The organism is Variovorax sp. Root473 (assembly GCF_001426505.1).
Classification (GTDB): Bacteria; Pseudomonadota; Gammaproteobacteria; order Burkholderiales; family Burkholderiaceae_C; genus Variovorax.
Genome location: NZ_LMEV01000019.1, coordinates 34,561 through 53,466, shown reverse-complemented (window position 1 = coordinate 53,466; position 18,906 = coordinate 34,561). Strand labels below are relative to the sequence as shown.

At 68.4% G+C, this 18,906-nt stretch carries 24 protein-coding genes; 20 read left to right on the top strand and 4 right to left on the bottom strand.

The window, feature by feature from the left end; all coding sequences use genetic code 11:
- Nucleotides 1-2: 2 nt before the first annotated feature.
- Both aroQ and ASD34_RS23365 read right to left on the bottom strand, forming a co-directional pair.
- On the bottom strand, nt 3-443 hold the full coding sequence (aroQ, locus tag ASD34_RS23370; protein ID WP_056582929.1) for a type II 3-dehydroquinate dehydratase: 441 nt from the start codon (nt 441-443) through the stop codon (nt 3-5).
- A gap of 46 nt (nt 444-489) precedes the next feature.
- The gene (locus ASD34_RS23365; protein ID WP_056582926.1) at nt 490-1,485 is read right to left on the bottom strand and encodes a LysR family transcriptional regulator; all 996 of its coding nucleotides are present in this window, start codon (nt 1,483-1,485) and stop codon (nt 490-492) included.
- Between the two features lie 171 nt (nt 1,486-1,656).
- Here ASD34_RS23365 and ASD34_RS23360 point away from each other — a divergent pair, with 171 nt between their 5' ends.
- Genes ASD34_RS23360 through ASD34_RS23315 form a run of 10 tightly spaced genes read left to right on the top strand, consistent with a single transcriptional unit; the run spans nt 1,657 to nt 8,823 of the window.
- Entirely contained in the window at nt 1,657-2,340 is a 684-nt protein-coding gene (locus ASD34_RS23360) for a Rieske (2Fe-2S) protein (protein ID WP_056582924.1), read from the top strand.
- A gap of 16 nt (nt 2,341-2,356) precedes the next feature.
- The gene (locus tag ASD34_RS23355; protein WP_056582922.1) at nt 2,357-3,202 is read left to right on the top strand and encodes an aromatic ring-hydroxylating oxygenase subunit alpha; all 846 of its coding nucleotides are present in this window, start codon (nt 2,357-2,359) and stop codon (nt 3,200-3,202) included.
- Nucleotides 3,199-3,849 carry a glutathione S-transferase family protein gene (locus ASD34_RS23350; RefSeq protein ID WP_056582920.1) on the top strand — a complete coding sequence of 217 codons (651 nt, stop codon included), beginning with the start codon at nt 3,199-3,201 and terminating at the stop codon, nt 3,847-3,849. Before ASD34_RS23355 ends, ASD34_RS23350 begins: the two co-directional genes overlap by 4 nt.
- 52 nt (nt 3,850-3,901) lie before the next feature.
- Complete coding sequence (locus ASD34_RS23345) at nt 3,902-5,008, top strand: S-(hydroxymethyl)glutathione dehydrogenase/class III alcohol dehydrogenase (protein ID WP_056582918.1); 1,107 nt, start codon at nt 3,902-3,904, stop codon at nt 5,006-5,008.
- 20 nt (nt 5,009-5,028) lie between these two features.
- Nucleotides 5,029-5,958 (top strand): alpha/beta fold hydrolase, encoded by a 930-nt coding sequence (locus tag ASD34_RS23340; protein ID WP_056582916.1) that lies wholly within the window; start codon nt 5,029-5,031, stop codon nt 5,956-5,958.
- Nucleotides 5,955-6,839 carry an S-formylglutathione hydrolase gene (gene fghA / locus ASD34_RS23335; RefSeq protein ID WP_056582914.1) on the top strand — a complete coding sequence of 295 codons (885 nt, stop codon included), beginning with the start codon at nt 5,955-5,957 and terminating at the stop codon, nt 6,837-6,839. The genes ASD34_RS23340 and fghA overlap by 4 nt, the downstream gene beginning before the upstream one ends.
- A 45-nt stretch (nt 6,840-6,884) precedes the next feature.
- Complete coding sequence (locus ASD34_RS23330) at nt 6,885-7,379, top strand: GNAT family N-acetyltransferase (protein WP_235510224.1); 495 nt, start codon at nt 6,885-6,887, stop codon at nt 7,377-7,379.
- A gap of 30 nt (nt 7,380-7,409) precedes the next feature.
- Entirely contained in the window at nt 7,410-7,805 is a 396-nt protein-coding gene (locus ASD34_RS23325) for a VOC family protein (protein WP_235510222.1), read from the top strand.
- Nucleotides 7,802-8,194 carry a TfoX/Sxy family protein gene (locus tag ASD34_RS23320; RefSeq protein WP_056582909.1) on the top strand — a complete coding sequence of 131 codons (393 nt, stop codon included), beginning with the start codon at nt 7,802-7,804 and terminating at the stop codon, nt 8,192-8,194. The genes ASD34_RS23325 and ASD34_RS23320 overlap by 4 nt, the downstream gene beginning before the upstream one ends.
- A complete protein-coding gene (locus tag ASD34_RS23315) occupies nt 8,191-8,823 on the top strand; it encodes a 3'-5' exonuclease (RefSeq protein WP_056582907.1) in 633 nt (210 codons plus the stop codon). The genes ASD34_RS23320 and ASD34_RS23315 overlap by 4 nt, the downstream gene beginning before the upstream one ends.
- An 18-nt stretch (nt 8,824-8,841) precedes the next feature.
- On the opposite strand, the gene ASD34_RS23310 is transcribed toward ASD34_RS23315, so the two are convergent.
- Nucleotides 8,842-9,570, bottom strand: coding sequence for an alpha/beta fold hydrolase (locus ASD34_RS23310; protein WP_056582905.1), 729 nt, complete (start codon nt 9,568-9,570; stop codon nt 8,842-8,844).
- Between the two features lie 150 nt (nt 9,571-9,720).
- On the opposite strand from ASD34_RS23310, the gene ASD34_RS23305 reads away from it, so the two are divergent.
- The 8 genes from ASD34_RS23305 to ASD34_RS23270 all read left to right on the top strand — a co-directional run bounded on the left by ASD34_RS23305 (nt 9,721) and on the right by ASD34_RS23270 (nt 15,281).
- The gene (locus ASD34_RS23305; RefSeq protein WP_056582903.1) at nt 9,721-10,044 is read left to right on the top strand and encodes an ArsR/SmtB family transcription factor; all 324 of its coding nucleotides are present in this window, start codon (nt 9,721-9,723) and stop codon (nt 10,042-10,044) included.
- Nucleotides 10,045-10,089: 45 nt separating this feature from the next.
- Nucleotides 10,090-10,557, top strand: coding sequence for an ArsI/CadI family heavy metal resistance metalloenzyme (locus ASD34_RS23300; protein WP_056582901.1), 468 nt, complete (start codon nt 10,090-10,092; stop codon nt 10,555-10,557).
- Nucleotides 10,558-10,589: 32 nt separating this feature from the next.
- Nucleotides 10,590-11,084, top strand: a complete 495-nt coding sequence (locus ASD34_RS23295) for an arsenate reductase ArsC (protein ID WP_056582899.1) — start codon at nt 10,590-10,592, stop codon at nt 11,082-11,084.
- 1 nt (nt 11,085) lies between these two features.
- Nucleotides 11,086-11,571 carry an arsenate reductase ArsC gene (locus tag ASD34_RS23290; protein ID WP_056582897.1) on the top strand — a complete coding sequence of 162 codons (486 nt, stop codon included), beginning with the start codon at nt 11,086-11,088 and terminating at the stop codon, nt 11,569-11,571.
- 82 nt (nt 11,572-11,653) lie between these two features.
- Nucleotides 11,654-12,940: an arsenic transporter gene (locus ASD34_RS23285; protein WP_056582896.1), complete on the top strand. Its 1,287-nt coding sequence runs from the start codon at nt 11,654-11,656 to the stop codon at nt 12,938-12,940.
- 35 nt (nt 12,941-12,975) lie between these two features.
- Nucleotides 12,976-13,407: an arsenate reductase (glutaredoxin) gene (arsC, locus tag ASD34_RS23280; protein ID WP_056582894.1), complete on the top strand. Its 432-nt coding sequence runs from the start codon at nt 12,976-12,978 to the stop codon at nt 13,405-13,407.
- A complete protein-coding gene (gene arsH / locus ASD34_RS23275; RefSeq protein WP_056582892.1) occupies nt 13,391-14,110 on the top strand; it encodes an arsenical resistance protein ArsH in 720 nt (239 codons plus the stop codon). Before arsC ends, arsH begins: the two co-directional genes overlap by 17 nt.
- A gap of 148 nt (nt 14,111-14,258) precedes the next feature.
- The gene (locus ASD34_RS23270; protein ID WP_056582890.1) at nt 14,259-15,281 is read left to right on the top strand and encodes an AraC family transcriptional regulator; all 1,023 of its coding nucleotides are present in this window, start codon (nt 14,259-14,261) and stop codon (nt 15,279-15,281) included.
- Nucleotides 15,282-15,297: 16 nt separating this feature from the next.
- On the opposite strand, the gene ASD34_RS23265 is transcribed toward ASD34_RS23270, so the two are convergent.
- Complete coding sequence (locus tag ASD34_RS23265; RefSeq protein WP_056582888.1) at nt 15,298-16,494, bottom strand: ABC transporter substrate-binding protein; 1,197 nt, start codon at nt 16,492-16,494, stop codon at nt 15,298-15,300.
- A gap of 187 nt (nt 16,495-16,681) precedes the next feature.
- Here ASD34_RS23265 and ASD34_RS23260 point away from each other — a divergent pair, with 187 nt between their 5' ends.
- Nucleotides 16,682-17,944 carry a dienelactone hydrolase family protein gene (locus tag ASD34_RS23260; protein ID WP_056582886.1) on the top strand — a complete coding sequence of 421 codons (1,263 nt, stop codon included), beginning with the start codon at nt 16,682-16,684 and terminating at the stop codon, nt 17,942-17,944.
- Nucleotides 17,941-18,906, top strand: coding sequence for a PDR/VanB family oxidoreductase (locus tag ASD34_RS23255; RefSeq protein ID WP_056582884.1), 966 nt, complete (start codon nt 17,941-17,943; stop codon nt 18,904-18,906). Before ASD34_RS23260 ends, ASD34_RS23255 begins: the two co-directional genes overlap by 4 nt.

Below are 18,906 nucleotides of genomic sequence, written 5' to 3'. Positions count from 1 at the left end.
GGTCAGGGCACCAGCGCGGCAATCGCCAGCGTGTAGCCCTTCACCCCCAGCCCCACGATGATCCCGCGCGCCGCGGGCGAGATGTATGACTTGTGGCGGAACTCTTCTCGCGCATGCACGTTCGAGATGTGCAGCTCGATCAGCGGCACGCTCGCGCCCTTGATGGCGTCGTGCAGCGCGATCGACGTGTGCGTGTAGGCGCCCGGATTCATCACCACGCCCAGCATGTTCCCGGCGGCCACTTCGCGGCCCGCTTCCTGGACCCAGTCGATCAGCACGCCTTCGTGGTTCGACTGGCGGCATTCGATCGCCACGCCGAGCTTGGCACCCGTTTCATGGCACAGGCGCTCCACATCGGCGAGCGTGTCGCGGCCGTACTGTTCGGGCTCGCGCGTGCCGAGCAGGTTGAGGTTGGGGCCGTTGAGAACGAGGATTTTCTTCATGATGGATCGGTGAAGGAAGCAACCGGATGCCGGCAGATGGCCGAGATTATGGGCGCGCCGCCGCCCGCGCCCGCCGGGCCGGCGACACCGTTGCGGTCGACCCCACATAGTGGTTGTACCTGCCGATGTCCGCCACGCAGCGCGCCATGAGATCGACGAAGGCGCGCAACTTCTGCCCCATGTAGCGCTGCCGCTGGTAGGCGCAGTACAGCCGCCGCGCCTCTGGCGGCCACTGCGGCAATACTGGCACCAACACGCCCTGCGCCACCTCGGGCTCCGCGAAGAACACCGGCAGCGGAGCGATGCCCAGGCCGTCGATGCAGAAAGTCTTCATCACCCAGTGGTCGTTGGTCTCGAAGGCCGGCTCCGCGCGCACGACGTGGCGCGCCGAAGGCTGCTGGGACACCAGCCGCAGCGGCGACGGCGGCCCCGACGGTTCGCGCATCGCGATCATCCGGTGCTGCGCCAGCGCCTCGGGCGTCTGCGGCGTGCCGTGCCGCGCCAGGTACTGCGGGCTGGCGTACAGGCCGTAGGCCAGCCGGCCCAGCAGCTTGGCGACGAGGTCCGGCAGGTCGGGCGGCGTGGAGCCCACATAGCAATCGACCTCGCCGATCTGCGGGGCCTGCGCGCCGTTCGCCACGTCGAGCTGGCAGCGCACGTTGGGGTGCGATTCGAGAAAGATCCGCACCACATGGCAGACGAAGGAGGTGCTGAACTGCGTATCGGACAGCAGCGTGAGCCGCCCCGACACCCCGCCCGTGAGCTCCTGCACCTCGGTGCGCGCCGTTTCCAGCCGGCCGCTCACCTCGCCGAGCAGCCCCTCGCAGCGTGCGAAGAACGCACGCCCGGCCTCCGTGGGCGCGATGCGGCGCGAGCTGCGCAGCAGCAGCTGGGCGCCCAGCAGTTCCTCCAGCCGCGTGAGCTGGCGGCTCAGCGTCGCCTTCGACACGCCCGACAGGCTCTCGGCCTTGGTGAGGCTGCCGCTCTTCATCACGAGCACGAAGGCCTCGACCAGCGCGAGGTCGATGCGCCCGGCCGTCATGGACGCGACCGCCGCGCGGGCCGTCGTTGCAGGAATGAAAAGGAGCGTCTTGGCATGGGGCTTTCATCGGTGCGGCGGACACGCTACGGTAGGCGGCACCGCCGACAAGGGCATGGCCGATGCTATGCCGATTTGCGGCGCCCTTTCCCGCTGCCCCCACGATCAAGACCCATGAATCCTTCCGCCGCATCACAGGCTTGGCACCCCGTCGCTCCCTCCGCCGAGGTGCGCGCCGGTGCCAACATCGTCGCCGGCTTTGCGCAAGGCCAGGAGCTCGCGCTGTGGCGCGCAGCCGATGGCTCGCCGCAGGCCTGGGAGAACCGCTGCCCGCACCGCAGCGTGCGCTTCACCCTCGGCCAGGTGACCGGCGGCGACCGCCTGGCCTGCGCGTACCACGGCTGGCAGTACGAGGCCGGCAGCGGCGCATGCGTGCGCATCCCGGCGCACCCGGCCATGCAGGCGCCGCGCAACGTCTGCGCCAAGGTGTTCGCCACGGCGGATGCGGCGGGCATGCTGTGGGTACGCCTGGAAGCCGACGGCCCGCCGGCACCGACCGAACTGGCCGATGTCGTTCCCGCGGGCTGGCACCTCGCCCGCACGCTGACGCTGCGCGTGGCCGCGTCCGAGGTGCGCGCTGCGCTCGCGCCGCATGGCTTCGCATCGACGGGAACGCCCGACGCATGGCAAGGCACGCTGGGCGAATCGCCCGTCGCCGCCCTGCTGCTCGACGCCCAGCCGCAGCTGAGCTTCCTGCACCTGTGGACCGACGCGGCCCCCGGCTCCGACGCGATGGCCCGGGTGCACCACGCGGCGCGCCAGCTGCGCAGCGACATCGAAGCCGCGGCCTCGCACTGAAAGAAGAAAGAAAGACATGCCCTTCGGCACCGACGATCCCAACATGCTCGACGACTGGCTCGTCGTCGGCCCCGCCAGCGGCTTGCCGCGCACAGCGCGGCTGCTCGGCGACACCCTGCACCTGCACACCGATGCCGACGGCACACCGCACGCCCTCCTCGGCAACGACGCACTCACCGTGCAATCGCGCTACGGCTTCCTCTGGGTCTGCCCCAGCGGTCGCCCGGCGCGCCCGCTGTTCGCCTTCCCCGAATACGACGAACCCGGCCGCCGCATCGTCGATTGCGGCGGGCTCGGCGTGGCAGTGTCGGGCCTGCGCGTGATCGAGAACTTCCTGGACATGGCGCACTTTCCCTTCGTGCACCCCGACTACCTCGGCAAGGTGCCGCACACCGAAGTCGCCAAGTACAACGTCGAGGTCGATGCCGCCACCGACGAGATCTGGGCCACCGACTGCCGCTTCTGGCAGCCGCGCGCCTCGGCCGCCCACGACACGGGCAGCGAGGTGTTCTACAAGTACCGCGTGATGCAGCCCTTCTCGGCCATGCTCTACAAGTCGAGCTCGCGTCCCGATGCGCTCGACGCCATCGGCCTGTTCCTGCAACCCGTGGACGACGAGCACGTCATCGCCCACACGCTGCTGGCCTACTTCGACGATGTGTCGACCGATGCCGAACTCATCGCGTTCCAGCACACGATCTTCGGACAGGACAAGCCGATCCTGGAGAACCACGCCTTCAAGCGCATGCCGCTCGAAGGCCGCGCCGAGACACCCACGCGCGGCGACACCACCTCCGTCACCTACCGCCGATGGCTGCGCGAGCGCGGCATGCGTTTCGGCACCGTGAGGGCCACCGCATGACCGTCCGGCTCTACGACTACCCGCTCTCGGGCAACTGCTTCAAGGTGCGCCAGATGCTGCTGTGGCTTGGCGTGGACCACACGAGCGTGCCGATCGACTTTCACCCGGGTCGCGCGCACAAGTCCGCCGACTTCCTCGCGGGCATCAACCCGCTGGGCCAGCTCCCGGTGATCGACGACGAGGGCTTCGTGCTGCGCGACGCGCAGGCCATCCTGGTCTACCTCGCGAGCCGCTACGGCAACGCCGAGCAGCACTGGTACCCCGCCGATCCGAAGCTGCGCGGCCAAGTCGCGATGTGGCTCGCCATGGCCGACGAGATCACGCGCACCGCTTCGGCCGCCCGGCTGCACGACGCGCTGGGCTACACGCACCTGGACATCGACGCCTGCCGGCGCGGCGCGCGCGCGGCCTTCCGCGTGCTCGACGACCACCTGGCCGAGCAGCACGCCGCCACCGGCCTGCGCTGGCTTGCGGCGGCGTCCGAGCCGACCCTTGCCGACCTCGCCTGCTTTCCGTACGTGGCGCTGGCCGGCGAAGGCGGCATTTCGCTCGATGAATTTCCCGCGCTGCGCCGCTGGGTCTGGGATTTCCGTCACCTGCCGGGCTTTGTGGGCATGTCGGGTATCTTCCCCGCTGGCCCCGCCTGAAGGCCCGCCTGAGTATCCTTGTCCCCTTCCGCTCTCTGAAGAACCGAATCCCATGAAAACCAAAGCCGCCGTCGCCTGGCAAGCAGGCCAACCCCTGACCATCGAAACCGTGGACCTCGAGGGCCCGAAGTTCGGTGAAGTGCTGGTCGAGATCAAGGCCACCGGCATCTGCCACACCGACTACTACACGCTCTCCGGCGCCGACCCCGAAGGCATCTTCCCCGCGATCCTCGGCCATGAAGGCGCGGGCATCGTGGTCGACGTCGGCCCCGGCGTCACGACGCTCAAGAAGGGCGACCACGTCATTCCGCTGTACACGCCCGAATGCCGCCAGTGCAAGTTCTGCCTGAGCCGCAAGACCAACCTGTGCCAGCTGATCCGCGGCACGCAGGGCAAGGGCCTGATGCCCGACGCCACCTCGCGCTTCAGCCTCGACGGCAAGCCCATCTTCCACTACATGGGCACGAGCACCTTCAGCAACTACACGGTCGCGCCCGAAATCTCGCTGGCCAAGATCCGCGAGGACGCGCCCTTCGACAAGGTCTGCTACATCGGCTGTGGCGTCACCACCGGCATCGGCGCCGTGATCTTCACGGCCAAGGTGGAAGCCGGCGCGAACGTGGTCGTGTTCGGCCTCGGCGGCATCGGCCTGAACGTGATCCAGGGCGCCAAGATGGTGGGCACCGACAAGATCATCGGCGTCGACCTGAACCCCGAGCGCGAAGCCATGGCCCGCCAGTTCGGCATGACGCACTTCATCAACCCCAAGACCACCGAGAACGTGGTCGACGCGATCGTGCAGCTCACCGACGGCGGCGCCGACTACAGCTTCGAATGCATCGGCAACACGCAGGTGATGCGCCAGGCGCTCGAATGCACGCACAAGGGCTGGGGCCGCAGCATCATCATCGGCGTGGCGGAAGCCGGTGCCGAGATCAGCACGCGCCCGTTCCAGCTGGTCACCGGCCGCAAGTGGGAAGGCTCGGCCTTCGGCGGCGCGCGCGGCCGCACCGACGTGCCGAAGATCGTCGACTGGTACATGGAAGGCAAGATCGACATCGACAGCCTCATCACGCACACCATGCCGCTCGAAGACATCAACAAGGGCTTCGATTTGATGAAGCGCGGTGAGTCCATTCGCGGCGTGGTCCTGTACTAACCCCTCGGGAGACGCCCGCCATGAACCGCATGGAACCCCTGCGCAAGATCGAGGCGGGCGTCCTCGAAATCGCCTACGTCGAAGCCGGCCCGAGCGATGGCCCGCCCGTGCTGCTGATGCACGGCTTCCCCTACGACATCCACACCTACGCCGAAGTCGCGCCGATGCTGGCCGCGCAGGGCTGCCGCGTGATCGTGCCGTACATGCGCGGCTATGGCGCCACGCGTTTCCTGAGCGACGCCACGCCGCGCTCGGGCGAACAGGCGGCGTTCGGCGCGGACCTGCTCGCGCTGCTCGACGCGCTGAAGATCGAGCGCGCCGTGCTGGCCGGCTACGACTGGGGCGGCCGCGCCGCCTGCGTGGTGGCGGCGCTGTGGCCCGAGCGCTGCGCGGGGCTGGTCTCGCTCAACAGCTACAACATCCAGAACATCGCCAAGGCGATGGAGCCGGACACGCCCGACAACGAGCACAGCCTCTGGTACCAGTACTACTTCCACAGCGAACGCGGGCGCGCCGGCCTGCAGAAAGACCGCAAGGCATTCACGAAGCTGCTGTGGAAGCTCTGGTCGCCGACGTGGCAATTCGACGACGCCACCTTCGCGCGCAGTGCCGCCGCCTTCGATCACCCCGACTTCGTCGACGTGGTGATCCATTCGTACCGACACCGCTTCGGCCTCGTGCCCGGCGACCCGGCGTATGCCGACATCGAACGCCGCCTCGCCGCGCAGCCGACGATCACCGTGCCCGCCATCACCTTCGACGGCATCGACGACGGTGTGCGACCGCCCGCCGATGCCTCGGCCCACGCGCACCGCTTCAGCGGGCCGCGCTCGCACCGCCTCGTGCCCGGCGCGGGCCACAACCTTCCGCAGGAAGCGCCGCGTACCTTCGCCGATGCCGTGCGCGAACTCATGCCCGCACTGCGCAGCCAGACGACCCCTTCTTCATGACCGACACCACTCCGACACTCCTTTCCGAACACCACGCCTTCGGCGGCGTGCAGCGCTTCTTCGAGCATCGCTCGCACGAAATCGGCCTGCCGATGCGCTTCTCGGTCTACCTGCCACCGCAGGCCGTGACCGCCGACAAGCCCGTGCCCGCCCTGCTCTACCTCGCAGGCCTGACCTGCAACGAGGAAACCTTTGCGGTGAAGGCCGGCGCCCAGCGCATGGCCGCAAGCCTGGGCCTGGCACTCATCGCTCCCGACACCAGCCCGCGCGGCGCCGGTCCCGAAAGCCTGCCGGGCGCGAAAGACAGCTGGGACTTCGGCATCGGCGCCGGCTTCTACCTCGACGCCACCGCCGAGCCCTGGGCCACGCACTGGCGCATGGAAAGCTGGATCGTGCACGAGCTGCTGCCGCTGGTGGCGCAGCACCTGCCCATCGACGGCGAGCGCATCGGCATCTTCGGCCACTCGATGGGCGGCCACGGCGCGCTCACGCTGGCATTGCGGCACCCGGGCCGCTTCAAGTCGCTCTCGGCCTTCGCGCCGATCTGCGCGCCCACCCAGTGCCCGTGGGGCCAGAAGGCTTTCGCCGGCTACCTGGGCGAGCCCGGCGACGACCGCGCGCAATGGCTCGCGCACGACGCCAGCGCGCTGATGCAGTCGCAGACCGTGGCGCCCTATCCGCAGGGCATCCTCATCGACCAGGGCCTGGCCGACAAATTCCTCGCCGAGCAGTTGCACCCCGAGGTCTTCGAGGCCGCCTGCTTCGCCGCCGGCCAGCCGCTCACGCTGCGCCGCCATGCGGGCTACGACCACGGCTACTACTTCATCCAGAGCTTCATGGCCGACCACATCGCGCACCACGCGCAGACGCTGAACGGGTGACCCCAAAGGGTGCGGTCCGCGCCCCGCGTGGCTATCATGGTCCGCATGTCTGCCGCCGAGATTCCCGCCTTCGCGTTGCGCTCGCGCGATGGCGGCGCCGAAGAGAACATGGTGCTCGCCGGCATCTGGCGCCGCGCCTGGGTGTCGGCCAATCGGGGCGCCGCCCACGTCGAGCCCATCGGCCATTGGCTGCACCGCGTGCAGACCGAATTCATCCCGCCCGCCGACGTGGTGCTCGCCGAGCGCGACGGCCAGGTGCTGGCCTTCATGGTGCTGCTCACGGCGCGCGAGTATGTGGCCCAGCTGTTCGTCGAACCGCACCTGCGCAGCCAGGGCCTGGGCAAGGCGCTGCTCGACGAGGCCTGCGTGCGCATGCCGCACGGCTGGCGGCTGCACGTGGCCGTCACCAACACCGAGGCGCAGCGCTTCTACGAACGTTACGGCCTCGCGCGCGGCGTGGTCGACCGACACCCGGGCAGCGGGCGCGAACGCATCGCCTACCATTGGTCGCCTGCCCGCGCGCCCTGGCGCACGGGCTGACACCGCCGCCCTCTTCCTTCTTCTTGCCCCATGCGCATCCGCATCGATCACATCGCCCTCTGGACCACCGACCTCGAACGCTGCAAGCGCTTCTATGTCGACTACTTCGGCGCCACCGCCGGCGCGGGGTATGTCAACCCGATCAAGGGCTTCGCCTCGTGCTTCCTGAGCCTGGGCGACGGCGCGCGCATCGAGGCCATGACCACGAGCACCCTGTCGCCCGTGGTCGCCGAGGCCGGCGCGCAGCGCATGGGCTGGACGCACCTTGCGATTTCGGTCGGCTCCGACGCCGAAGTCGATGCCCTCACGCAGCGGCTGAAGGCCGATGGCTACCCGCTGCTCGACGGCCCGCGCCGCACCGGCGACGGCTACTACGAGAGCGTGGTGCTCGACCCGGACGGCAACCGCATCGAGATCACGTCATGAGCGTTTTTGTACAGAGCCTGCATGAGACCTTCGAACGCCTCGGCCGCATCGAGACCCGTCGCATGTTCGGTGGCCACGGCGTGTGGCACGAGGGTCGCATGATCGCGCTCGTCGTCAGGGACACGCTGTACCTCAAGTCCGATGCGGGCAGCGCCGCGCACTTCGATGCGCTGAACCTGCCGCCCTTCACGTACGTGCGCGCGGGCAAGGAGATGCCGATGTCGTACCGGCAGGCGCCGGCCGACCTGTTCGAAGACCGCGAGGAAGCCGCCCGCTGGGGCCGCCTGGCCTACGAAGCCGCGCTGCGCTCGGGCCAGCCGCCGAAGCAGAAGAAGCCCAAGCCCCAACCCAGGACCCCCCCCAAGGCCGCGAAAGCGAAGACCCGGTGAACGAACAGAACAACGACAACAACCACCTCGGCCACCGGCTTCCTCCGCTGCCCGAGCGCGACCAGATCGCGCTGCTTGATCCGTTCGACAGCCTCGATCTGAAAGACATCGTGGTCGTCGCCTCACTGGCCGAGGCCGAACGCGCCGCAGACGCATTGCTCACCGCCGGCGTGGCCGGCTTCGACACCGAGTCGCGTCCCACCTTCGCGAAGAACGAAGTGTCGACCGGCCCGCACGTGGTGCAGTTCGCCACGCGCGACACGGCCTGGCTGTTCCAGCTGCACCGCGACGAATGCAACCACGTGGTCGCGGGCCTGCTGGCCTCCCGCGAACTGCGCAAGGTCGGCTTCGGGCTCTCGAGCGACCTGTCGCTGATCCGCCTGCGCCTCGCCATTGCACCGCAGGCCGTGTTCGACATCGACGACGAGTTCCGCCGGCGCGGCTACCGCCGTTCGGTCGGCGTGAAGACGGCGGTGGCGCTCATGTTCAACCAGCGCTTCGCCAAGTCGCGCAAGGCGACCACGTCGAACTGGGCGCACAAGCAGCTCAGCGAATCGCAGATCCGCTACGCGGCCAACGACGCCTGGGCGTCGCTGCGCGTGTTCGACGCGCTCTTTCCGAACGGCTGACCGAACGCGCGGCTTGCGTCAGTCGCGCCCCGCTTCGAGGATCGCCTGCGCCAGCCGCAGCGGGTTCGAGAAGAACATCTCGTGGCTGCCCGGGCACTCGACGAGCCGGAACAGCCCGAGTCGCTCCGACAGCCGCGGATGCCACGGCAGGCTGTGCGGCAGCGCCGTGTCCTGCTGGCAATTGACGTACGACTTGCCCAGCGCCAGCGCCGCCAGCGGCTGCTTCAGTTGGATCCTGTCGGTGAAGGTGCGGTACGGGTGCGGGTTGAGCTGGTCGTACGCAGACTGCGCCAGCCGCAGGTCGGCGTCGTTGATGAAGGCCTCGCGCCAGACCTCGAACGGCAGCACCACCGCGTTGTCGTTGGCCCCCGCAATGGCATCGAACATGGTCACGTAGTGCGGCGGCACCATGTCGTTCAGCGACTCGCCGTCGAGCGGCACGAAGGCGTTGATGTAGACCAGCCGCCGCAGCCGCGCCGCGATGCGGTCGGCCACGCCCGAGATCACCATGCCGCCGTAGCTGTGGCCCACGAGCCGCACTTGCGTGAGGTTCTTGCCCTCGATGAAGCGGACCACCGACGCGATCGCGTCGTCCAGGCTGGTGTTTGCGCGGCTGTCGCCGGGGTTGTTGCCGGCCACGGTGGGGCAATGCACGGTATGGCCGGCCGCGCGCAGGCCGTCGGCCACGGCCTCCATTTCGGCGCCGGTGTGCCAGGCGCCGTGAACCAGAACATAGGTGTCGGACATGGGTGTCTCCTTGGTTGGATGCTTCGTTGGGGAATGAGCCGAGCGCGACTGTAGAAAAAGCGGTGCGCCGCGGATGGCCGCTGCCTGCCAGCGCGATGGCCGATTCGCGCCGTGGTTGCTCCAATTCAATAATTCAAATATTATTGAAATATGGAAGAAGACATCGTCATCCGCTCGCTGGCCGCCCTGGCGCAACCCGTTCGCCTGCGTGTGTTCCGCGCACTGGTGGTGGCCGGGCCTGCCGGCCTCACGCCCGGCGCCCTGGCCGAAGCCCTCGCGGTCTCGGCCACGGGCCTGTCCTTTCATCTGAAGGAGCTCGTGAACTCAGGGCTGATCTCGCAGGAGCGGCAAGGGCGCAACCTCGTCTACCGCGCCGCCTTCGAGCAGATGAACACCTTGCTGGCCTATCTCACCGAGAACTGCTGCCAAGGCGAGGCCTGCCTTGTCGACGCGCAGGCCGACTGCGACTGCTGAACAACCCGACCATCCCACCACCACCACCGATCGAGGAGAGTCACCATGAAGCGCTTCCACGTCCACCTGCATGTCGATGACCTGAACCGGAACATCGCGTTCTATTCGCGCCTCTTTGCGGCCGAGCCCACGCGCGTCGAGAGCGACTACGCGAAGTGGATGCTCGACGATCCCCGGGTCAACTTCGCGATTTCCACGAGAGGCCATGGCACGGGCATCGACCACCTGGGCATCCAGGCCGAGGACGACAACGAACTGGCCGAACTCAAGCTCCGCGCCCAGGCCGCCGACCGCGCGCTGTTCGATGAGGGCGCCACGGTCTGCTGCTATGCCAAGAGCGAGAAGCACTGGGTCACCGACCCGCAGGGCCTGGCATGGGAGCACTACCGCACGATGGACGCGTCGAAGATCTTCGGTCAGGGGCGCGACCAGGTCAGCCAGCAAGTGCAAGGCCTGGCCACCAAGGCGGCCGAGCAGCTGGGGCGCCCGGCAGGCGCCTGCTGCGCGCGTTGAGTCCCCTTCACAAACCCGCACTTCCCCACCCCATGACCGAACGAAAACACAACGTCCTGTTCATCTGCACAGGCAACTCCGCCCGCTCCATCCTGGCCGAAGGCATCCTCGATGAGCTGGGCTTCGACCGCTTCACCGCGTACTCGGCGGGCAGCCAGCCCAAGGGTACGGTCAACCCGCTGGCGCTGTCCACGCTGCGTCATCTGCACTACCGCGACACCGGCTATCGCAGCAAGAGCTGGGCCGAATACGCCACCGACGGCGCCCCGCACATGGACTTCGTGATCACCGTGTGCGACCAGGCGGCCGGCGAGGTGTGTCCGGTCTGGCCCGGCCAGCCCATCACCGCGCACTGGGGCCTGCCCGATCCGGCCGCGGTCGAAGGCTCGGACGACACCCGCCATCGCGCCTTCATGGATGCGGCGGTCACACTCAAGCGCCGCATCGAGTTCCTGCTCTCGCTGCCGCTGGCCAAGCTGGAGACCCTGGCGATCCAGCGTGAAGTGCGCGACATCGGAGCCCGCTGACATGACGACGAATGTGCTGATCCTGTGCACCCACAACTCGGCGCGCAGCGTGCTGGGCGAGGGCATGTTCAATCACTGGGCCCAGGCACTCGGCGTGGATGCGCGCGCGTACAGCGCGGGCAGCACGCCGAGCGGCCGCATCAACCCGATGGCCATCGAGGTCCTCGAGAACGCCGGCATCGACACGTCGGGCTACCGCAGCAAGCGCTGGGACGAATTCTCCGCGCCCGATGCGCCGACGATGCGTGTCGTGATCACGGTGTGCGACAGCGCGGCGCAGGAAACCTGCCCGTACTGGCCCGGTTCGCCGGTGCAGATTCACTGGGGATATCCGGACCCGTCCCATGCCGGCAGCACGCCCGAAGAGAAACGCGCGGCCTTCGAGGCCACCCGCCGGGCAATCGGTGAACGCATGCACCAGCTGGCACAAATTCCGTTCGACACCCTGAGCGATTCGCAACTGCGCGCCCGACTCGACACGCTCTGACTCCCCTCGCACGGCGCGCGGCCCGGCCACGGGCTGCGCGCCTTCATGCGCCCTTGCTCCATCCGTTCACGTTCACCGCCCCATGCTCGCAGCCCTCCTCATCTTCATCTTCACGCTCGTGCTCGTCATCTGGCAGCCGCGCGGCCTGGGCATCGGCTGGAGTGCCTCGCTGGGCGCCGTCATCGCCCTGCTCTTCGGTGTCGTCCAGCTGGCCGACATCCCCGTGGTGTGGGGCATCGTCTGGAACGCCACCGCGACCTTCATCGCCGTCATCCTCATCAGCTTGCTGCTCGACGAAGCCGGCTTCTTCGAATGGGCCGCGCTGCACGTGGCCCGCTGGGGACGCGGCAACGGTCGCCGGCTGTTCGCCTTCATCGTGCTGCTGGGTGCCGCGGTGTCGGCCCTCTTTGCGAACGACGGTGCGGCGCTGATCCTCACGCCCATCGTGATGGCGATGCTGGTGGCGCTCGGCTTCCGGCCCGCCGCCACGCTCGCCTTCGTCATGGCGGCGGGCTTCATCGCCGACACGGCCAGCCTGCCGCTGATCGTGTCGAACCTCGTGAACATCGTGTCGGCCGACTTCTTCAAGATCGGCTTCAACGACTACGCGGCCGTGATGATCCCGGTGAACCTCGCCGCGGTCGCGGCCAGCCTTCTGGTGCTGATGCTGTACTTCCGCCGCGACATTCCGGCGAGCTACGACGTGGCACAGCTCAGGCACCCCGTCGAAGCCATCCGTGACCCGGCCACCTTCCGGGCCGGCTGGGTCGTGCTGGTGCTGCTGCTCGTCGGCTTCTTCGGGCTGGAGCCGCTGGGCGTCCCGGTGAGCGCCGTGGCGGCCGTGGGTGCGGCCCTTCTACTGGCCGTGGCGGCGCACGGGCATGTCATCAGCACGCGCAAGGTGCTGCATGGCGCACCGTGGCAGATCGTCGTCTTCTCACTGGGCATGTACCTCGTGGTCTACGGCCTGCGCAACGCCGGGCTGACGGACCGGATCGCATCGCTGCTCGACGTGTTCGCGCAAGGCGGCGTGTGGGGCGCCGCCATCGGCACCGGCTTCCTGGCCGCGGGGCTGTCATCGGTCATGAACAACATGCCCACCGTGCTGGTGGGCGCGCTCTCCATCGATGCGTCGGGCACCACGGGCCTCGTGAAGGAAGCCATGGTCTACGCCAATGTCATCGGCTGCGACCTGGGCCCCAAGATCACGCCGATCGGCAGCCTGGCCACGCTGCTGTGGCTGCACGTGCTCGAGAAAAAGGGCACGACCATCGCCTGGGGCTACTACTTCAAGGTCGGCATCGCGATGACGCTGCCCGTGCTGGCCGTCACGCTGGCCGCGCTGGCGCTGCGCCTCAGTCTCGGCTGATCCCTTTCACTTTTCTTTCCTCCAACGAGCTTGCCATGAGCGACATCACGATTTATCACAACCCCGCCTGCGGCACGTCGCGCAACGTGCTCGCGCTGATCCGCAACACGGGCGACGAACCCACCGTCGTCGAGTACCTGAAGACCCCGCCCGACCGCGCCACGCTCACGCAGCTGATCGCGGCAATGGGCGTGCCCGTGCACGACGTACTGCGCCAGAAAGGCACGCCGTACGACGAGCTGGGCCTCGGCGATCCGAAGTGGAGCGACGCTCAGCTCATCGACTTCATGGGGCAGCACCCGATTCTCATCAACCGACCCATCGTCGTCACGCCGCTGGGCACGCGCCTGTGCCGGCCGTCCGAAGCCGTGCTCGACATCCTGCCGAAACCGCAGCAAGGCGCATTCGCCAAGGAAGACGGCGAAGCCGTGGTCGACGCGAAAGGCCAGCGTGTCGCCAAGCCCTGACCTCCCCCAGCTCGACACCGATGCGTTCCGCGTCCCCCGCCTGCAGGAGCTTCTGCCCACCGCTCGCGCCACGCATGCACCGCGCATCCTGCTGCTGTACGGATCGCTGCGCGAGCGCTCCTACAGCCGCCTGCTGACCGAAGAGGCCGCGCGCCTGCTGCAGGCGATGGGCGCCGAGCCCCGCATCTACGACCCGCGCGGCCTGCCGCTGCCCGACGGCGAACCCGAAGACCATCCGAAGGTGCAGGAGCTGCGCGATCTCGCGCAGTGGGCCGAGGGCATGGTGTGGACCTCGCCCGAACGCCACGGCGCCATGACCGGCATCATGAAAGCGCAGATCGACTGGATTCCGCTGGCCGTCGGGTCCGTGCGGCCCACGCAGGGCAAGACGCTCGCGGTGATGGAGGTGTCGGGCGGCTCGCAGTCGTTCAACGCGGTGAACCAGCTGCGCGTGCTGGGCCGATGGATGCGCATGATCACCATCCCCAACCAGTCGTCGGTGGCCAAGGCCTTTCTCGAGTTCGACGACGCGGGCCGCATGAAGCCTTCGCCCTACTACGAGCGCGTGGTCGACGTGATGGAAGAGCTGGTGAAGTTCACGCTGCTCACGCGGGACTGCGCGAGCTACCTGGTCGACCGCTACAGCGAGCGGCGCGAGAGCGCGCAAGCACTGTCCAAGCGGGTCAATCTGCGCAGTATTTAGAAACAAGTCGGGCAAGCTTCTTGCAACGGGGACGCCCGTTGCCCGGGCAATTCCCATGGCGGCGCGCGGCGCACCGACGTAGATTCCGGCGTAGAAAAAAGCGTCCGTCGCCGTCGCTTTCCCCTACTTTGGCCCCGCAGGAGTGTCCATGGACGCATGGTCGAGTCAGCAACTGTCCCCGCTGTACAGGCGCGAGGTCTTTCGCTCGCGCGAGGCCGAAGAAACCGACGCCCGCGTGGCCCGCGAACTGAAGCCGCACCGCAGCGCGTGGGGCGCGGGCGATGTCGATGCCATCTTCTGCCGCGCCGAGATGAACGCACTGTCGCTGTGCATCCTGCGCTACGGCTGCGACGTCGACATCGAGCCCGACGCGCTCGGCAACTTCGTGCTCGTGCAGATGCCATTGCGCGGCCATGCCGACATCCACACCGGCGGGCAGACGCTGCAGATCCATCCCGGGCAAGGCGCCATCATTTCCGCCCACAAGCCCGTGCGCCTGCGCTGGCACGCCGACTGCGAGCAGCTGATGCTGAAGATCGAGCTCAACCGCCTGCAGGAGGTGGCGCGCCATGCCTTCGCGCTGCGCGGCACCGACACCGTGGGCGAGATCGATTTCGACATGCCCTTTCGCCTGGACGACACGGCGGGCACGCAGTGGTGCCGCATGGTCGCGAGCCTAGCCTCGCTGCTGCCGCCGAACGAGTTCGAGCGCTACGACCCGCGCTGGCTCGCGCACTGCGAAGACAACCTCATGCTCTACCTGCTGTGCCACCGGCCGAACTCGGTGCTGCAGCGGCACGCCGACGCGCAGCGCGGCACCGAAGAAACCAGCCTGCGGCAGCTGCGCCGGGCCGAAGAATTCATGCGCGAGCGGCTCGACTCGCTGCTCTCGCTCGAAGACGTGGCACAGGCCGCGGGCATCACGCGCCGCGGCCTCGCCCTGCTCTTCCGGCGCTACCGCGACCTCTCGCCCGGCGAGGTGCTGCGCAACATGCGCCTCGATGCCGCGCACGCGCAACTGGCGCGGCACGACGGCGCCAGCGTCACCGAGGTGGCGCTGAACTGCGGCTTCTCGCACCTGAGCCGCTTTGCCGCCTGCTACCGCGAGCGCTTCGGTCAGCTGCCGCGCGACACCTCGCGCGAGCCTTTGGCCGCGCCCGCGCGGCACTGAAGAAACCCAGCGCGCTTCAGGATTTCATCGGGCACTGCACGGCCGTGCGGTCCTGGTAGCGCTCCAGCACGGTGCCGATGACCTTGTTGGCGATGCGCCCGTTCGCATCCTTGGCGATCACGCGCAGGTAGTAGTTCTGGATCGGGAAGTTGTTCGGGCCATAACGGAAGTCGCCGCGCACCGATTTGTAGTTCGCCGCCTTGATCGCCTTGAGCAGCGCGGGTTTGTCGGCCACCTTGCCGCCGACGTCGCGTACGGCCGCATCCATCGCCATGAGCACGTCGTAGGCCTGGCCGGCATAGAACGACGGGTTGCGCCCGTTGTTCTGCTGGCGGAACGCGGCCACGAAGCGCTGGTTGGCCGGGTTGTCGAGGTCGAACGACCAGTGCGCCGTGTTGAACAGGCCCAGCATCGGCTCGCCGACGGCGGGGATCATGTCCTCGTCGGCGGAAAAGGCGGTGGAAATCAGCGCCACGTCCTTCGACAGCCCCGCGCCGACGAACTGCTTGATGAAGCTCACGCCCATCGCGCCAGGCAGGAAGAAGTACAGCGCATCGGGCTTCGACGCACGAATCTGCGCGAGCTCGGCCGAGTAGTCGAGCTGCCCGAGCTTGGTGTACAGCTCGTCGCCCACGCCGCCCTTGAAGGTGTGCTTGAAGCCGTTGATGGCGTCCTTGCCACCGGGGTAGCTGGGCGCGATCATCGCGACCTTCTTGAAACCCTTGTCCGAGGCGAACTTGCCGGCCGATTCGTAGTACGCGTCGTTCGGGTACGAGGCGCCGAAGAAGTACGGGTTGCAGCGCGCGCCCGAATAGTCGCTCGGGCCGGTGTTGCTCGACAGGTAGGGCACCTTGGCCGCGAAGAGCGGCGGGCCCACGGCCAGCGCGACCGACGAGCCGACGGGCCCGGTGAACAAATCGATCTTGTCGCGCAGCAGCATGCGCTCGACCACCTGGCGCGCCATCTCGGGATTGCCTGCCGTGTCGGCCTCGACGAACTCCACCGGCACGCCGCCGAGCTTGCCGCCCAGCTGCTTCATCGCGACGGCAAAGCCGGCCTTGGCCTCGGCGCCGCCGACGGCAAACGGGCCGGACAGGTCCATCGCCAGGCCGACTTTCACGGTCTGCGCGGTCTGCGCCTGCGCGGGTAAAGCCAGCGCGCCCACCAGGACGGTGAGTGCGCACAAGACGGATCGGGGCGTGGCCTGCGACATGAGAGATCTCCTCGATGTGAGCTCGTTGAACGTGGGGGAGTGGCAAATGCAGGCCGCAGTCTCTGTGCGGCAGCGGTGCCCCGCTATCCGTTTCGTGCGACCGAAACCGCTGCACGAAATGGACAGACAACGCCCCGGCGCGCTCCACAGAATCGCCGCCGACCCCACCACTTCGAGAGACGAACCGATGAGCGACACCATCGACATTCCCACCGGCGACGGCACCCGGACCTTTCGCGGCTACCTGGCCCTGCCCGCCTCGGGGCGTGGCCCCGGCATCGTGCTGTGCCAGGAAATCTTCGGCATCAACGACTACGTGCGCGAGGTGGCCGACCTCTATGCCGAAGAGGGCTACGTGGTGCTCGCGCCCGACCTGTTCTGGCGCATGGAGCCCGGTGTCGAACTCGGTTACTCGCCCGAAGACTGGCAGCGCGCCTTCGGCTTCTTCCAGAAGTTCGACATCGACGCCGGCGTGGCCGACGTCACGGCGAGCGTGAAGGCGCTGCGCGCCCATCCGGCCTGCACCGGCAAGGTCGGCGCGCTGGGCTTCTGCCTCGGCGGCAAGCTGGCCTACCTGGCCGCCGCGCACTCGGGCGTGGACGCGGCCGTGGGCTACTACGGCGTGGGCATCGAGGGCGCACTCGACCTCGTGCCGCAAATCCAGTGCCCCATCGCCCTGCACTTCGCGGAGCTCGACCAGTTCTGCCCGCCCGAGGCCCGCGCCCAGGTGCTTGGAGCCTTCGCCGGCCAGCCCGATGCGCAGATGTATGTGTACCCCGGCGTCGACCACGCCTTTGCGCGCACCGGCGGCGAGCATTTCGACAAGCCCTCCACGCTCATGGCGCACCAGCGTTCGATGGCGCTGTTCAAGGAAGCGATCGGCCCGGTGTACGACCTCTCGGCGCTGTGGGACAAGCACTGCGAGTACGAGTTCGCCACGCGCGACGTGGTCGCCACCATGGCCACGATGGTGAGCGAGCCCTACGTGAACCACATCCCGACCATGACCGGCGGCGTGGGCGCCAGGGAGCTGTCGCGCTTCTACAAGCACCACTTCATTCCGAGCACGCCGCCCGACACGCGGCTCACGCCCATCTCGCGCACGGTGGGCGCCACGCAGATCGTGGACGAGATGCTGTTCAGCTTCACCCACACGGTCGAGATCGATTGGCTGCTCCCGGGCATCGCGCCCACCGGCAGGCCGGTGGAGATTCCGCTCGTCGCCATCGTGAAGTTCCGCGGCGACAAGCTCTACCACGAGCACATCTACTGGGACCAGGCCAGCGTGCTGGTGCAGATCGGCCTGCTCGATCCGAAGGGCCTGCCCGTGGCCGGCGCCGAGACGGCGCGCAAGCTGGTCGACGAAACGCAGCCGTCGAACACGCTGATGCCGCGCTGGGAAAAATCGACCGGCCTCACCATCGCCGACCCGGCGCTGCCCCTGGGATGAGCCACGCCGCCGACATGCTGGCGCTGGTCGTGGACTCGGTCAGGCCGCTCACCCCGGCCATCAAGGCCTTCGTGCTGCGCTCGGCCAGCGGCGAGCCGCTGCCGCCGTTCACGCCGGGTGCGCACCTGGGCGTGCAGGTCATGCAGATCAACGGCCACCCGGGGCAGCGCGCCTACTCGCTCGCCAGGCCGCACGACGGCTCCGACCGCTGCGAGATCGCCGTGCTGTGCGAACCGCAGGGCGCGGGCGGCTCGGCCTGGATGCATGCGCTGCAACCGGGCACCGCACTGGCCGCGCATGCGCCGCGCAACGACTTCGCCTTGCACGCGGGCAGCGCGCCGCCGCTGCTCATCGCGGGCGGCATCGGGATCACGCCGCTGCTGTGCATGGCGCGCTCGCTCGCGGCCGAAGCGCGCCCCTTCGAGTTCGTCTACGCTACGCGCAGCGAAGAAGCCACGGCCTACCTGCACGAGGTGCGCGCGCTCGGTGGCACAGTGGTGCACGACGGCGGCGACCCGGCACGCGGTGTGGACCTGCGCGCGCTGCTGGCCGCGCCCGAGCCCGGTCGCCACCTGCATGTGTGCGGCCCGCGCGGCATGGTGCAGGCCGTGGTCGACACCGCCCGCGCGCTCGGCTGGCCCGACGACCACGTGCACTTCGAACTCTTCGCCGGCGCCATCGAGCAGGCGGGCGATGCGCCCTTCGAGGTGCGCACGCTGCGCTCGGGCAAGACGCTGACCGTGGCCCCCGACCAGAGCCTGCTCGACGTGCTCATCGCCGCCGGCCTGGACCCGCTGTACGACTGCCGCCAGGGCGACTGCGGCGTGTGCGTGGTGGACGTGATCGAGGGCGTGCCCGACCACCGCGACCACAACCTCAGTCCGCGCGAGAAGGCGGACGGCAAGACCCTGTGCACCTGCGTGTCGCGCGCCAAGACGCCGCACCTGGTGCTCGACATCTGA

What these genes read in the sequence shown, in the direction of transcription:
- arsC (WP_056582894.1), top strand. Translation starts at nt 12,976, where the DNA reads ATGAGCGACATCACGATTTATCACAACCCCGCCTGCGGCACGTCGCGC.
- ASD34_RS23290 (WP_056582897.1), top strand. Translation starts at nt 11,086, where the DNA reads ATGACGACGAATGTGCTGATCCTGTGCACCCACAACTCGGCGCGCAGC.
- ASD34_RS23360 (WP_056582924.1), top strand. Translation starts at nt 1,657, where the DNA reads ATGAATCCTTCCGCCGCATCACAGGCTTGGCACCCCGTCGCTCCCTCC.
- ASD34_RS23330 (WP_235510224.1), top strand. Translation starts at nt 6,885, where the DNA reads ATGTCTGCCGCCGAGATTCCCGCCTTCGCGTTGCGCTCGCGCGATGGC.
- ASD34_RS23350 (WP_056582920.1), top strand. Translation starts at nt 3,199, where the DNA reads ATGACCGTCCGGCTCTACGACTACCCGCTCTCGGGCAACTGCTTCAAG.
- ASD34_RS23300 (WP_056582901.1), top strand. Translation starts at nt 10,090, where the DNA reads ATGAAGCGCTTCCACGTCCACCTGCATGTCGATGACCTGAACCGGAAC.
- ASD34_RS23260 (WP_056582886.1), top strand. Translation starts at nt 16,682, where the DNA reads ATGAGCGACACCATCGACATTCCCACCGGCGACGGCACCCGGACCTTT.
- ASD34_RS23365 (WP_056582926.1), bottom strand. Translation starts at nt 1,485, where the DNA reads ATGACGGCCGGGCGCATCGACCTCGCGCTGGTCGAGGCCTTCGTGCTC.
- ASD34_RS23310 (WP_056582905.1), bottom strand. Translation starts at nt 9,570, where the DNA reads ATGTCCGACACCTATGTTCTGGTTCACGGCGCCTGGCACACCGGCGCC.
- ASD34_RS23255 (WP_056582884.1), top strand. Translation starts at nt 17,941, where the DNA reads ATGAGCCACGCCGCCGACATGCTGGCGCTGGTCGTGGACTCGGTCAGG.
- ASD34_RS23340 (WP_056582916.1), top strand. Translation starts at nt 5,029, where the DNA reads ATGAACCGCATGGAACCCCTGCGCAAGATCGAGGCGGGCGTCCTCGAA.
- ASD34_RS23345 (WP_056582918.1), top strand. Translation starts at nt 3,902, where the DNA reads ATGAAAACCAAAGCCGCCGTCGCCTGGCAAGCAGGCCAACCCCTGACC.
- aroQ (WP_056582929.1), bottom strand. Translation starts at nt 443, where the DNA reads ATGAAGAAAATCCTCGTTCTCAACGGCCCCAACCTCAACCTGCTCGGC.
- ASD34_RS23295 (WP_056582899.1), top strand. Translation starts at nt 10,590, where the DNA reads ATGACCGAACGAAAACACAACGTCCTGTTCATCTGCACAGGCAACTCC.
- ASD34_RS23285 (WP_056582896.1), top strand. Translation starts at nt 11,654, where the DNA reads ATGCTCGCAGCCCTCCTCATCTTCATCTTCACGCTCGTGCTCGTCATC.
- ASD34_RS23305 (WP_056582903.1), top strand. Translation starts at nt 9,721, where the DNA reads ATGGAAGAAGACATCGTCATCCGCTCGCTGGCCGCCCTGGCGCAACCC.
- ASD34_RS23325 (WP_235510222.1), top strand. Translation starts at nt 7,410, where the DNA reads ATGCGCATCCGCATCGATCACATCGCCCTCTGGACCACCGACCTCGAA.
- ASD34_RS23320 (WP_056582909.1), top strand. Translation starts at nt 7,802, where the DNA reads ATGAGCGTTTTTGTACAGAGCCTGCATGAGACCTTCGAACGCCTCGGC.
- ASD34_RS23265 (WP_056582888.1), bottom strand. Translation starts at nt 16,494, where the DNA reads ATGTCGCAGGCCACGCCCCGATCCGTCTTGTGCGCACTCACCGTCCTG.
- ASD34_RS23270 (WP_056582890.1), top strand. Translation starts at nt 14,259, where the DNA reads ATGGACGCATGGTCGAGTCAGCAACTGTCCCCGCTGTACAGGCGCGAG.
- ASD34_RS23355 (WP_056582922.1), top strand. Translation starts at nt 2,357, where the DNA reads ATGCCCTTCGGCACCGACGATCCCAACATGCTCGACGACTGGCTCGTC.
- fghA (WP_056582914.1), top strand. Translation starts at nt 5,955, where the DNA reads ATGACCGACACCACTCCGACACTCCTTTCCGAACACCACGCCTTCGGC.